Annotated in this window: 11 protein-coding genes; 6 read left to right on the forward strand and 5 right to left on the reverse strand. The window is 71.5% G+C overall.

All coding sequences use genetic code 11. The annotated features are described in order from the left end of the window. Positions 1-13: 13 nt before the first annotated feature. From ACZ7D7_RS23165 to ACZ7D7_RS23185, 5 genes are all read right to left on the reverse strand, one after another. Entirely contained in the window at positions 14-1,870 is a 1,857-nt protein-coding gene (locus ACZ7D7_RS23165) for a fatty acyl-AMP ligase (RefSeq protein WP_470826631.1), read from the reverse strand. A gap of 161 nt (positions 1,871-2,031) precedes the next feature. Further along, on the reverse strand, positions 2,032-2,460 hold the full coding sequence (locus ACZ7D7_RS23170) for a VOC family protein (protein ID WP_470826633.1): 429 nt from the start codon (positions 2,458-2,460) through the stop codon (positions 2,032-2,034). Positions 2,461-2,580: 120 nt separating this feature from the next. Next, positions 2,581-3,144, reverse strand: a complete 564-nt coding sequence (locus tag ACZ7D7_RS23175) for a snapalysin family zinc-dependent metalloprotease (protein ID WP_470826635.1) — start codon at positions 3,142-3,144, stop codon at positions 2,581-2,583. 247 nt (positions 3,145-3,391) lie between these two features. After that, positions 3,392-4,603: a lectin gene (locus ACZ7D7_RS23180; protein WP_470826636.1), complete on the reverse strand. Its 1,212-nt coding sequence runs from the start codon at positions 4,601-4,603 to the stop codon at positions 3,392-3,394. Positions 4,604-4,838: 235 nt separating this feature from the next. Then, the gene (locus ACZ7D7_RS23185; RefSeq protein WP_470826638.1) at positions 4,839-6,035 is read right to left on the reverse strand and encodes an MFS transporter; all 1,197 of its coding nucleotides are present in this window, start codon (positions 6,033-6,035) and stop codon (positions 4,839-4,841) included. 380 nt (positions 6,036-6,415) lie between these two features. On the opposite strand from ACZ7D7_RS23185, the gene ACZ7D7_RS23190 reads away from it, so the two are divergent. The 6 genes from ACZ7D7_RS23190 to ACZ7D7_RS23215 form a co-directional block, all read left to right on the forward strand. Beyond that, the gene (locus ACZ7D7_RS23190; protein WP_470826640.1) at positions 6,416-7,189 is read left to right on the forward strand and encodes an SDR family NAD(P)-dependent oxidoreductase; all 774 of its coding nucleotides are present in this window, start codon (positions 6,416-6,418) and stop codon (positions 7,187-7,189) included. Positions 7,190-7,384: 195 nt separating this feature from the next. Then, the gene (locus tag ACZ7D7_RS23195) at positions 7,385-8,566 is read left to right on the forward strand and encodes an ROK family transcriptional regulator (protein ID WP_470826665.1); all 1,182 of its coding nucleotides are present in this window, start codon (positions 7,385-7,387) and stop codon (positions 8,564-8,566) included. Positions 8,567-9,046: 480 nt separating this feature from the next. Beyond that, positions 9,047-10,576: a sugar ABC transporter ATP-binding protein gene (locus ACZ7D7_RS23200; RefSeq protein WP_470826641.1), complete on the forward strand. Its 1,530-nt coding sequence runs from the start codon at positions 9,047-9,049 to the stop codon at positions 10,574-10,576. Continuing rightward, positions 10,573-11,607 carry an ABC transporter permease gene (locus ACZ7D7_RS23205; RefSeq protein WP_470826643.1) on the forward strand — a complete coding sequence of 345 codons (1,035 nt, stop codon included), beginning with the start codon at positions 10,573-10,575 and terminating at the stop codon, positions 11,605-11,607. Before ACZ7D7_RS23200 ends, ACZ7D7_RS23205 begins: the two co-directional genes overlap by 4 nt. A gap of 121 nt (positions 11,608-11,728) precedes the next feature. Continuing rightward, positions 11,729-12,775, forward strand: coding sequence for a substrate-binding domain-containing protein (locus ACZ7D7_RS23210; RefSeq protein ID WP_470826644.1), 1,047 nt, complete (start codon positions 11,729-11,731; stop codon positions 12,773-12,775). 83 nt (positions 12,776-12,858) lie between these two features. Continuing rightward, positions 12,859-13,826: Gfo/Idh/MocA family protein (locus tag ACZ7D7_RS23215; RefSeq protein WP_470826645.1), on the forward strand; the 968-nt coding region annotated here is incomplete at its 3' end.

Consider the following 13,826-nt stretch of genomic DNA (forward strand, 5'->3'; position numbering starts at 1 on the left):
CCGGGCGGGGCCGTCACTTCCGGGTCCCGGCGGACGTCAGCGCGGGCAGGCCGCCGCCGAGGAACAACTCGCGCACCTGTCCGCGCCGGATCTTCCCGCTGGTGGTGCGGGGCACGCTGCCGCTGGGCACGAACACCACGTCACCGAGCTGCACTTCGTGTTCCAGCCACACCTGGCGGCGGACGAGGTCGGCCAGTTCGGCCGCGTCGAGGGTCCGCAGGTCGGCCGGCCGCAACTCCTGCACCGCGACGGCCCGTTCGGCGGTCTCCCCGAACGGCGCCGCGAACACGGCGGTCTGGTTGGCGGCCAGCGCGGTGTGGGCGGCGCGGACGGTGCGCTCCAAGTCCTGCGGGTAGTGGTTGCGTCCGTTGAGGACGAGCACCTCCTTGATCCGCCCGGTGACGAACAGCTCGCCGTCGACGAGGGCGCCGAGGTCGCCCGTGCGCAGGTACGTCGTGTCCCCGGCGGCATGGCCAGTGCGGCCCGCGTCGCCGGTCCCGCCCGTATCGCCGGCCCCGCCCGCCAGGCGTGCGCCGAACGTGGCGGCGGTGGCGTCGGGCCGCCCGTAGTACCCGTCGGCGAGGCTCTCACCCGCGATCCAGATCTCGCCGACCCGCTGCTCGGGCAACTCCTCGCGCGTGTCCGGGTCCACGATCCGCACGTCCAGGTCGACGACGCGGCCGCTGGACACGACCGGCCGCGCCCCGTCGCCCGCCGCCGGGACGGGCTCGAAACGGTGCTGTTCGAGTGCGCCCGCGTCGACCCGGCGCACGACCCGTTCGGCGGTCAGAGGTGTGGCGCTGACCAGAAGCGTGGTCTCCGCCATGCCGTAACAGGGCATCAGGGTCTCGGGGCGCAGCCCGGCCGGACCGAACCTCCCCGCGAACCGGGTCAGGGTGGCCTCGTGGACGGGCTCCGAGCCGTTGAGCGCCGCGTCAAGGCAACTGAGGTCCAGGGCGGCCAGTTGTGCGTCGGTGGTGCGGTTCGTGACCAGCTCGTAGGCGAAGTTCGGGCCGGTGGTGTACTGCGCGCGCAGTTCGCTCACCATCGCCAGCCACTGGTACGGGCGCTTCAGGAACGCCATCGGCGACATCAGGTGCGCCACGCCGCCGTGGTACAGCGACGCCAGCAACTGCCCTACGAGGCCCATGTCGTGGTAGTGCGGGAGCCAGCCGACCGACCGGAAACCGGGTGCGAGCCGGAGGGCCTTCCCGATCTGCGTCAGGTTGTGCCCGAGGGCCCGGTGGCTCACCACGACACCCTTGGGCTCACTGGTCGAACCGGAGGTGTACTGCAGGAACGCGACGCTCGCCGGGGCCGGGGCCGGGGCCGGGGCCGGATTCGGTGCCGGGGCCTGGCCCGGGTTCGAGGGCGACCCGGCAGCGCTCGGGCCGTCGCCGTCGCCGCCGTCGAGTTCGGGCTCGGTCAGGCACGGCAGCCGCCCGGCCAGGCCGGCCTCGGCCAGCCACGCGCGCACCTCCTCGGCGATCGCGGTGTCCGTGACGACGCAGGCCACGCCGGCGTCCTCGACGATCCCGGACAGTCGCGCGACGCCCCGGCCGAGCGCCGTGGGCGGGGGAGCGGGCACCGCGATCGCACCGGCGTACATGCAGGCGAGCATCGCCACCGCGAACTCCAGCCCGGTCGGGTGCAGCAACAGCACCCGCTCGCCGCGCAGTCCGTTGGCGGCCAGCCCGGCGGCCGTCCGCCGGGCCCGTGCGCGGAGTTCGGCGTACGTGCACGCCGGGCCGCGCTCATCCGGCGCGAGGCCCGGTTCGAAGTTCCGCAACAGGACGAGGGCCGGACGCTGCCCGTGCTCGTCCACGACGCGTTCGAAAGTGGGGATGAATTCGCGTGCGGTGCCTGCCATCAAAGCCTTCCTCATGGCCCGGACCCGGGGCCGACCGGGCACAACAAGATCTGCCCCTCACGGGCGGCGCGAGGCTATCCGAAGATCACCGCGAAGCACATCCTGATCGCCTTCGACCGCCGAACGCCCGACGGGAGGCAGCCCTCGTCGACCTCATGTGCTCAGTCGAGGCAGAACTCGTTGCCCTCGATGTCCAGCATCGGAATGCACGCGTCGTTGCCGTCGTACAGGGTCTGCACGTGTACGGCGCCGAGTGGGAGCAGTCGTGCGCACTCGGCCTCCAGTGCGGCGAGGCGTTCCTCGCCCACGAGTCCGGTGCCGACCCGCACGTCGAGGTGCACCCTGTTCTTGGCGGCCTTCCCTTCGGGGACGCGCTGGAAGTACAGGCGCGGGCCCACACCCGTGGGGTCCACGCAGGCGAACCACGAATCCCGCTGTTCAGGTGGCTGCGCGCGCTGATAGTCGTCCCACGTGGCGAAGCCATCCGGTGGCGGCGGTACGACGTACCCGAGCACCTCGCACCAGAAGCGAGCGAGACGCTCGGGTTCCGCGCAGTCGAAGGTGACTTGGAACTTCTTGATCGCTGACATCGGGGCACCGTACCAAGAGGGTGACGGCTCCTGTGCCGGCTCGTCGGCCCGGGCCCGGCCGGCTCCCGCGGTGCGTGGGAACAGTGTGCGGAACGGCTGCCCCCACGCACCGGACAGCGGTCAGTTCACGATCAGCACCCCGTCCCGGGCGGTCTTCTCACGGCTGATCCAGCCCCCGAAGTTGCCCTCCACTTCGGCCCTCTCGGCTGAGTTCGGGTAGGGGTTCGTGCAGGAGACGCCCGCGCTGGAGCCCGACATCAGGCTGCTGCACGGGCCGGGCTTGCGGTCGGGCAGGCCCAGGATGTGACCGAGCTCGTGAGACGAGATCCGTACCGTGTTGTAGCCCTGGTTGACGGCCTGCCGCCCGATGTAGACGGTTCCGTTGCCGAGCGAGCTGGTGTACGCGCGGGGCCAGCCGTCGTCGGCCAGGATCCGGATGTTTGGGCGCTGTCCGGCGGCGACGGGACGCAGTTCGACGTTGTTCACGCTCTCGTTCCAGATCGCGGCGCCTCGGTCGACGGCCGCCCTGAACTCGGCGGAAGCGCTCGCGTCGTAGGTGATGACACGGGTGGCGAGGGGCTGGTCGTCCGGGGCGGTGGTGTCCGCGTAGGCCTGGCCGCCGACCAGGGTGAGTGCCGCCGTCAGGGCGGCGGCGAGGCCGTGGGCGAAGGTGCGTGTGTGCATGGGGAACCTCCTTGTGGGGGAAGGTAGGCGTGTGCATGCCAAAGGTGTGCGGGGGGTTGACTGCCCAAGCCTGGGGAGTGCCAATCCATCAAATCGGCACGGGCGTTGACGCCGGAGCAGGAACCGGCGCGGCTGTGAGGCACGGTCGGCCGAAGGCGACGGCCGACCGTGCCTCACATCGGGCCGCCGACGGGCCGCCGACGGGCCGCCGACGGGCCGCCGACGGGCCGCCGACGGGCCCGGGGATCTACCCCACGGTCCACTTCTGGTTGGCCGCACCCGTGCACGTCCAGATCTGCAGACGCGTCCCGTTGGCCGAACTGCTTCCCGTGGCGTCCAGACACTTGTTGGCGGCGACGTTCACGATGTCCCGTGCCGCCTCCACGCGCCACTTCTGCGCGCCCGTGCCGTTGCAGTCCCAGAGCTGGATCTTCGCACCGTCCGCCGTCGAACCGCCGCTGACGTCGAGGCACTTGCCCAGCGCGCGGATCGAACCGTCGCTGCTCACCGTCCACTTCTGCGCCGCGGTGCCGTTGCAGTCGTACAGCTGGACCGGCGTGCCGTTCGCGGTGTTCGCGCCGGCCACGTCCACGCACTTGCCGCCGAGACCGGTGATCGGGACACCGCCGCCGGGCGGCTGCTCCGGCTGGTCGTTGGTGACGCGCACGTAGTCGACGGTGAGCGTGTTCGGCATCGGGGTGCTCGCGTCGGGGTCACCGGGCCAGTAGCCGCCGACGGCGAGGTTCAGGATGAGGAAGAACGGGTGGTCGAACACCCACTCCTTGCCTCCCAGGTCGGCCGGGGTCCTGGTCTGGTACGTGACTCCGTCGACCTTCCAGACCAGCTTGTTCGGCGACCACTCCAGCCGGAACGTGTGGAACCCGTCCGCGAACGGCGAACCGATCGTGTGGCCGGCGCCGATACCGCCCGAACCCGAGTACCCCGGCCCGTGGATCGTGCCGTGCACGGTGTTCGGCTCGAAGCCGACGTTCTCCATGACGTCGATCTCGCCGCTCTGCGGCCAGCCGACGCTGCCGATGTCGTCGCCCAGCAGCCAGAACGCGGGCCACATGCCCTGCCCGCGCGACATCTTCAGCCGGGCCTCGAAGGTGCCGTAGGTCTGCGTGAACTTGCCCGCCGTGTTGAGCCGGGCCGACGTGTACTCGCACCGGCCGTACCAGCAGTTGTAGTTGCCGGGGTTCTCCCGCCGCGCGGTGATCACCAGGTTGCCCTGGCCGTCGTGCGCGGCGTTGCTCGTGGAGTTGGTGTAGTACTGCCGCTCGTGGTTGTTCACGTTGTCGCCGGTCTCCAGGTTCCACTTGGAACCGTCGACCGGCGTGCCCGCCGGGGCGTTGAACTCGTCGCTGAACGTCGTGGCCTGGACGCCGAGGTCACCCGACGGCGCGGCCGCCGCGGACGGGTGTCCCGCCGGAGCCATCAGGGATGCCACAGCGGCCATCCCGGCCACCAGGGCCAGTAAGAAGCGTGGTCGTCTGGAAGAGGATCTGGACATCGTTGTCACCGCCGACAGTCGTCCGAGTGATTGACAGCAACGAAGAGTCTCATGGTCCAGACCAAGGCGACAAGGTCGCTGCGGCCGGCCGAGCGTGCTTGTTCTGACTGCGGCGTCCCGTACCGGTTCCTCTGCCGATTCCTCTGCCGATTCCTCTGCCGGTTCCTCTGCCGACCAGTTGTCAGGAAGGTGACCGCGGGGAGGGCGGTGCGAGCGTGATGCCCTTGCGGTAGGCCCGCATGGCGAGTGCGCCCGCGAGAGGGCCGGGGGCGAGCAGGAGGAAGGCGTACTCCCAGCCGATGGCCTCGGCGAGGAGGGGGGTGAGCTGGATGGTGACGACGGTGAGGGCGAACCCGGTCGCCGTCTGGCCGGTGAGCGCCGTCCCGATGTAGCGGTGGTCGGCGACCTCGCTCAGAGACGTCGAGAACACTCCCGAGTCCGCGATCACGGCGGCGCCCCACAGGGTGCAGAAGGCGAAGAGAAGCGGCGGCGGGGCGTGGAAGAAGAACGGGGAGAGCAGGCAGCACAGACCGCTGGCGAGCAGGGCCGTCACGGCGGCGGGCGAGCGTCCGAAGCGGTCCGCGCCCCAGCCGCCGAGCAGACAGCCGACGGCCCCGCCGATCCCCATGGTGAGGAACACCGTGATCTCCACCGAGCCCGGCAGCCCCCGCGAGGCCGACGCCGCGAGCAGGAAGGACGGGATCCAGGTCCACAGGGCGTAGAGCTCCCACATGTGCCCGAAATAGCCGAGGTTGGCCAGTCGCGGCCCGCGCTGGGTGAACATGGTCAGCGCGTAGCGGGGATTGCGGGCGGGTGCGGTCGGCCCCGCGTACGGACCGGGCCGGACGACGACCAGGGCGATGACGGAGCCGGCGAATCCGGCGGCTGCCGCGGCGAGCAGGACCCCGCGCCACGGCAACGATCCCAGCCCCGCGATGAGATGGGGGAGCGTGGAGCCGAGCGTGAGGGCGCCGATGAGCACGCCCATGGTCCTGCCCCGTCCCGCGCTGCCGGCCCAGGACGCCATGAGCTTCATGCCGGTGGGGTAGACCCCGGCCAGGAACACCCCGGTCAGGAAGCGCAGCGGTACGGCGACGGCCGGCCGGTCGGCGAACAGGGCCAGCGCCACGGTGCACGCCGCCGCTGCCGCGGCACTGGCGGCGAGCAGGCGCTGGGTCGGGACGCGGTCGGCCAGGTTCAGGGCGGTCGAGGCCACGGCCCCGGTGACGAAGCCGAACTGCACCGAGGCCGTCAGCCACACCGCGCCCCCGGCCGTGAGCCCCCAGTCCTCCCGCAGACTGGGCACGACCGCCGACATGGAGAACCACACGGCGAGGCCGAGCACCTGCACGGCGGCGATCGCTCCGCGCTGCACCACGACGTTCACACTGCCCCCTGGACCCGGGTCCCGCTCCTCGACCCGCGTCCCACGCCGCGGCCGGACATCGACCCTAATGCCTGCCAGGGCGGGTGCGGTGCGGGTGCGTGCCGGGAGGGGTGACGGCGGCGCGGCTGCCTCCGTGCACCGCAGCCGGAGACCCCACCTCGTGCCCTCTCCGCTGCCTCCAGCCTCGCGCGGGCGGGCCGCCGAGGGTTTGCCGAACACCTGGTCGCGCATCCCCCGCCGGGGCCGATCGGCCCCTTCGGGCGGGGCCGGGCCCGTGCGGTGGAGCGCTCCCCGGCACGTACGGTGTGCGGGCCCGCTCGTGTGACGGGCCACCCCGCCTCCGTCCCGCCGCAGCACAGGAGAAGAACACCTTGACCAGCATCTTCGTCACCGGCTCAGCCCAGGGCATCGGCCACGAGACCGCCCGGATCCTGCTCGATGCCGGGCACCGCGTCGTCCTGCACGCCCGCGACGAGCGGCGTGCGACCGAGCTGCGCGCCTCCCTGCCCGGCGCCGCGGCCGTCCTGACCGGTGACCTGGCGTCGCTGGAGAGCACACGCGCCCTGGCCGCCGCCATGGCGCAGGCCGGTCCGTTCGACACCGTCATCCACAACGCGGGCCTGGGCGGGGGCACGTCCGAGCGGGTGGTGACCACCGACGGGCTGGGGCAGATCTTCCAGGTCAACGTGGTCGCCCCCTACCTGCTGACCGCGCTCTCACCCCGCCCCGCGCGCCTCGTGTACCTCACGTCGGGGCTGGAGTCGCAGGGTCGCCTCGACTTCGACGACCTGACGTTCGAGAAGCGCGCCTGGGACGGCATGCAGGCGTACTCCGACAGCAAACTCATGGACGTGGTGCTGGCGTTCGCCGTGGCGCGGATGTGGCCGGACACCGTCGTCAACGCCGTGGACCCGGGCTGGGTCCGTACCCGGATGGGCGGCCCGGACGCCACGGACGCGCTGCCGGACGGCGCCGAGACCCAGGTGTGGCTGGCCTCCTCCGACGAGCCGGAGGCGCTCGTCACCGGCCGCTACCTCAAGCACCGCGTCTCCCTGAAGGCCAACCCCGCCGCCTACGACCTGGACGTCCAGGAGCGCCTGCTCGACGTCCTCGCCGGGATCACCGGGAAGACCATCGGCACGTGACACGAGCGTCGGCGTACCGGGTCACCTTGGAACTTTGTCCTGTCGGTGGAAAAAGATGGGCGCAAGCCCTGCGTAAGTTCTTCCCCGCCAGGAAAATCGCTGCTACGTTCCTCCCGAAAGCCTGACGACGCGGACGCGAGGCAGGCGCCGGATCCCCAGCCGCGAGCGAGGGGAGGGGGAGGGTTCGTGAGACGGATGACAGCTCGACCTGAGAACGCGCATCAGGCACGGTTGCTTCGTTTACTGCGTGACAACGGCCCCAACTCCCGTGCGCAACTGGGTGATCTGGTGGACCTGTCGCGCTCCAAGCTGGCCGTCGAGGTCGACCGGCTGCTGGAGACGGGGCTGGCCGTCGCGGACGGGCTCGCCCCCTCGCGCGGCGGCCGGCGCTCGCACAACATCCGCCTCGCGCCCGGACTGAGGTTCCTCGGTGTCGACATCGGCGCCACGTCGATCGACGTCGCCGTCACCAACGCCGAGTTGGAGGTCCTCGGGCACCTGAACCAACCGATGGACGTCCGGCAGGGACCGGTGGCGGTCTTCGAGCAGGTCCTCGCGATGGCCGCCAAGCTCCAGGCCTCCGGCGTCGCGGAGGGCTTCGACGGCGCCGGTATCGGCGTCCCGGGTCCCGTCCGCTACCCGGAGGGCGTGCCGGTCGCGCCGCCGATCATGCCCGGCTGGGACGGCTTCCCCGTACGGGAGGCGCTCAGCCAGGAGCTCGGCTGCCCGGTCATGGTCGACAACGACGTGAACCTGATGGCCGTCGGCGAGCAGCACGCCGGCGTCGCACGTTCCGTGGGCGACTTCCTCTGCATCAAGGTCGGCACCGGCATCGGCTGCGGCATCGTGGTCGGCGGCGAGGTCTACCGGGGGACCACGGGCAGCGCCGGCGACATCGGCCACATCCAGGTCGAACCGGGCGGCCGCGCGTGCGCGTGCGGCAACCGGGGCTGCCTGGAAGCCCACTTCAGCGGCGCCGCGTTGGCCCGCGACGCGGAGGACGCCGCGCGCGCGGGCCGGTCGGCGGAGCTCGCCGTACGGCTGGAGACAGCCGGACAGCTGACCGCCGTCGACGTGTCGGCCGCCGCGGCGGCGGGGGACGCCGTCGCCCTGGAACTGATCAGGGAGGGCGGGAAGCGCCTCGGACAGGTCATCGCCGGCCTCGTCAGCTTCTTCAACCCGGGACTGGTCGTGATCGGCGGCGGCGTGACCGGGCTCGGACACACGCTGCTGGCCAGCGTCCGGACCCAGGTGTACCGGCAGTCATTGCCCCTGGCCACGGGCAACCTGCCCATCGTCCTCGGGGAGTTGGGGCCGGCCGCCGGAGCCATCGGCGCGGCCAGACTCATCAGCGACCACGTCTTCTCACCGGCCTGACCGCCGACGACCCGTACCGACACGACTGCACGACCTGCACGACCTGCACGACCTGCACGACCTGCACGACCTGCACGACCTGCACGACCTGCACGACCGTACGACCGCGCACGGAACACCACGCCGCTCCGCCCCGGCCCGGAGCGTCGTCGCAACAGCGCGCCGCGCCACGGCAACCCCACGGCGCGGTCGCGACCCCGTAGAGCCGCCGCAAGACCTCGCCCAGCTCCGCCCGCACGCCCCGCCCCGCTCAGCCCACGCCCCGGCACACCGCGGCCAGGGGCTCCCCAGAGCTGCCCACGCACGACGGCACCACCTCGCCCGACGCCGCACCCGCCACGCACGACGCGGCACCCACCGAGCCCCACGCGCCACGCACCACGCAGCCACGCACCACGCACCCGAGCTCTCGAACGACTCGAACGACTCGCACCACCCGCCCCGCCCGCTCACGGCCCGCATCCGCCCGAGGGGATTCCGATGGCACCACAACCACCCCTGCCCCTGCTCACCATGTCCGGCATCACCAAGTCGTTCCCGGGCGTCCGCGCCCTGGACGGTGTGGACCTCGAGGTCCAGGCCGGCGAAGTCCACTGCCTCCTCGGCCAGAACGGCGCCGGCAAGTCCACCCTGATCAAGGTCCTCGCAGGAGCCCACCAGCCCGACGGAGGTGAGATCACCTGGCAGGGCGAGGTCGTGACCCTGGGGTCGCCGAGTGCCGCCATGCGGCTGGGCATCGCCACCATCTACCAGGAACTCGACCTGATCGAAGGGCTGTCCGTCGCGGAGAACGTGTTCCTCGGGCACGAACCCACGGCCGCCGGGTTCGTCGTCCGAGGCTCCGCCGCCCGCACGGCGACCGCGGACCTGCTGAAAAGGCTCGGGCACCCCGAGATCGATCCCGCCCGCCTCGTCGGCGACCTGTCCGCCGCGCAGCAGCAGATCGTGTCCATGGCCCGCGCGCTGTCCCACGAGGTGCGGCTGATCGTGATGGACGAGCCGTCCGCCGCCCTCGACCCGGACGAGGTCGACAACCTCTTCCGCATCGTGAGTGACCTGACCGCCGAGGGTGTCGCCGTCGTCTACATCTCCCATCGTCTGGAGGAGATCCGGCGCATCGGCGACCGGGTCACCGTCCTGAAGGACGGCCGGGCCGTCGCCGTGGGACTGCCCGCCAAGTCGACGCCGACCCACGAGGTCGTGGCCCTGATGACCGGGCGGAACGTCGAGTACGTCTTCCCCGAGCGGCCGGGCGCGGGGTTCGCCGCGGGAAGGGCACCGGTGCTGACGGTCGAAGGGCTCACCCGCCGAGGGGAGTTCGCGCCCGTCGACCTGGAACTGCGGCCCGGCGAGATCGTCGGCCTGGCCGGGCTCGTCGGGTCCGGACGCAGCGAGATCCTGGAGACGATCTACGGGGCTCGCAAGGCCGACGGCGGCCGTGTCCTCGTCGACGGAACTCCCTTGCGCCCCGGCAGTGTCCGCGCAGCGGTCCGCGCCGGGATCGGCCTCGCGCCCGAGGAACGCAAGGCGCAGGGCCTGCTGCTGCTGGAGTCCGTCAGCAGCAACGTGTCGGTCTCCACCCTGTCCCGGTTCTCCCGGGCGGGCTGGCTCGACCGGCGCGCCGAGCGCGCGGCGGCACACCAGGCGGTCCGGGAGCTGTCCCTGCGGCCCGACAACCCCGACGCCGCGATCCGGACACTGTCCGGCGGCAACCAGCAGAAGGCGGTCCTCGCCCGCTGGCTGCTGCGCGGCTGCAAGGTGCTGCTGCTGGACGAGCCGACCCGAGGTGTCGACATCGGCGCCCGGGCGGAGCTCTACGCAGTGATCCGCCGGCTGGCCGACGAGGGCCTGGCCGTACTTCTCGTGTCCAGTGAGGTGCCCGAGGTCCTGGGCCTCGCCGACCGGGTGCTGGTGCTGCGCGAAGGCAGCGTCGTGCACACGGCGGACGCCCGGGAGCTCGACGAGCACCGTGTACTCGATCTTGTGATGGAAGGGAGCCCGACGTCATGACGCAGCCGGCCACCGCGGCGCAGCAGGAAGCGCCGACGTCCGCCGCCAAGTCGGCGGGGGACAAGGGGAATTCGCGTCGACCGCTCGGTCTGCGGTGGGACGTGCGCACCGTGTCGCTGCTCGGCGTCCTCGCCGCGCTCGTCGTGGTCGGCGGGATCACCGCGCCGGACGAGTTCCTGGCGACGAGCAATCTGCAGCTCGTCCTCACCCAGGCGTCTGTGATCGGTGTCGTCACCGTCGGCATGACGTTCGTCATCACCAGCGGCGGGATCGACCTGTCGGTCGGCGCGATCGTGGCGCTCGCCTCGGTGTGGGCGACGACCGTGGCCACCCAGGAGTTCGGCTTCGCGGGCATCCTCTTCACCGCCGTGATCGTCGGGGTGGGCTGCGGACTCGTGAACGGCGTGCTGGTCGCCTACGGCAGGATGGTGCCGTTCATCGCGACGCTCGCCATGCTCGCCTCCGCCCGCGGTCTCGCGCTGCAGATCACGGACGGCAGCACGCAGGTCGTGACCGTCGAGTCCGTCCTCGATCTCGGCGTCCGGGACGCGTACATCCTCGGCATACCGCCCCTGGTGCTGGTCTTCGCCGCGGTCACGGTCATCGGATGGCTGGTGCTCAACCGCACCACCTTCGGCCGCCGCACCGTCGCCGTCGGCGGCAACGCCGAGGCGGCCCGCCTCGCCGGCATCGACGTCCGCCGCCAGCGCCTCTACCTCTACCTGCTGTCCGGACTGTGCTGCGGCATCGCCGCGTTCATGCTGATCGTCCTCGCCGGCTCGGGCCAGAACACCAACGGAAACCTCTACGAACTCGACGCCATCGCCGCCGCGATCATCGGCGGCACCCTGCTCAGCGGCGGGCGCGGCACCATCGTGGGCTCGGTCCTCGGCGTGCTGGTCTTCACCACCATCACCAACATCTTCGCCCTGAACAACCTCGAGACCGCCGTCCAGCAGATCGCCAAGGGCGCGATCATCGTCGCCGCCGTCCTCGTCCAGCGCCGCTCATTGCGCGGCGGCGACGCCTGACGCCGTGCCACCGCCGGCCGGCGGGCCCGGTTCCTCCGCCCGGCACCGCATCGGCGGCGAACGCCGCCCCTCCTGCCACCTCCAACCGACGTACACCGCCCAGTCGAAGGGTCGATCCACCATGGCAAGAATCCCCGCCACCAGCCGCAGAAACCTGCTGTTCGGCACCGCGGCCGTCTCCGCCGGCGCGCTCCTGACGGCCTGCACGAGCAATGAGCCCGCCAAGAAGGAAACGGCCGCGGACACGGCCCCCGTCGCCGACGACAAGCCGGGCAAGCAGGTCACGATCGGCTTCGCGGGGCCGCAGGCCGACCACGGCTGGCTGAACGCCATCAACCAGAACGCCAAGTCGCGTGCGGAGAAGTACTCCGATGTGACACTGGAGATCACCGAGGGCTCGAACGACACCGCTCAGCAGATCGGGCAGATCGAGACCCTGATCAACAAGAAGGTCGATGTGCTGGTGGTGCTGCCGGCCGACGGCAAGGCGCTGACCCAGGTCGGCCTGAAGGCGATGCGTGCGGGGATCCCGGTCGTCAACCTGGACCGGATCTTCAACTCGCCGCAGGCGTACCGCTGCTGGATCGGTGGTGACAACTACGGCATGGGTCTGAACGCCGGTCATTACATCGGTGAGAAGCTCAAGGACAAGCCGAATGCCCGGGTCATCGAGCTCGCGGGTCTGGACAACCTGGAGCTGACGAAGCAGCGCACGCAGGGCTTCGACGATGCCCTGAAGAACTACCCGAACATCAAGAAGGTCGCCCGCCAGGCCGCGGACTTCACGGTCGAGTCCGGTCAGGCCAAGATGGCTCAGCTCCTCCAGGCGCAGTCGAAGTTCGACGCGCTGTGGAACCACGACGACGACCAGGGCGTCGGTGCCCTGCGCGCGATCGAGCAGGCGGGCCGCGACGACTTCCTCATGGTCGGCGGCGCCGGCGCCAAGTCCGCGATGGACGCCATCAAGGCCGGCAACAGCGTGCTCCAGGCGACGGTCCTGTACCCGCCGACCATGGCCGCCTCCGCCATCGACCTCGCCCGCGCCCTCGGTCAGAGCAAGGGCATCGGCGGCCTCGCCGAGTTCGAGATCCCGTCGTCGCTGACCCTCTACTCGGCCGTCGTCACCAAGGAGAACGTCGACCAGTACCTGCCGACCGGCTTCATCTAGCCGGACCGGGCCCTGGCCAGGCCCCTGGCCGGGCCCCTGAAGACAGCGACGAGTCAGTGACACTCCGACAAGGAGGAATCCGTATGGAACAGAGGGACAGTCGGACCGCACCGCCGACACTCGGCGTGGGCATGGTCGGCTACGCGTTCATGGGCGCCGCCCACTCCCAGGGCTGGCGCACCGTGGGGCACGTGTTCGACCTGCCGCTCAGGCCGGTGCTGGCCGCGATCGCCGGACGCGACGCGCACGCCGTGCGGGCGGCGGCCGACAAGCACGGCTGGGCCGCCGCGGAGACCGACTGGCGCGCCCTCGTCGCCCGCGACGACGTGCAGCTCGTCGACATCTGCACCCCGGGCGACAGCCATGCGGAGATCGCGATCGCCGCTCTGGAGGCGGGCAAGCACGTACTGTGCGAGAAGCCCCTGGCCAACTCGGTCGCCGAGGCCGAGGCCATGGTCACCGCCGCCGAAGCCGCCCGGGAACGCGGCCAGTTGGCGATGGTCGGCTTCAACTACCGGCGCGTGCCCGCCCTCACCTACGCCCGCCGCCTCATCGCCGACGGCAGGCTCGGCACGCTGCGCCACGTCCGGGTCAGCTACCTCCAGGACTGGCTGGTCGACCCCGAGTTCCCGCTGACCTGGAGGCTCCAGCGGGAGCACGCCGGGTCGGGTGCGCTCGGCGACCTCGGCGCGCACATCGTCGACCTCGCGCAGTACCTGACGGGTGACCTGCTGGTCGGCGTCTCGGCCCAGATGGAGACCTTCGTCAAGGAACGCCCCCGCCTCGACGGCGCCTCCGCCGGCCTGACCGGCTCCGGTGGGGCGCGGCGCGGCCCGGTCACGGTCGACGACGCCGCCGTGTTCACCGGCCGGCTCTCCTCGGGGGCGCTCGCCTCCTTCGAGGCGACCCGGATGGCGTCCGGCCGCAAGAACGCCCTGCGCATCGAACTCAACGGTTCGCACGGTTCGCTCGCCTTCGACCTGGAGCGCCTCAACGAGCTGTCCTTCCACGACCACCGGGAGCCCGCCGCCACGGCCGGTTTCCGCCGCAT

This window comes from Streptomyces sp. NPDC037054 (assembly GCF_055606745.1).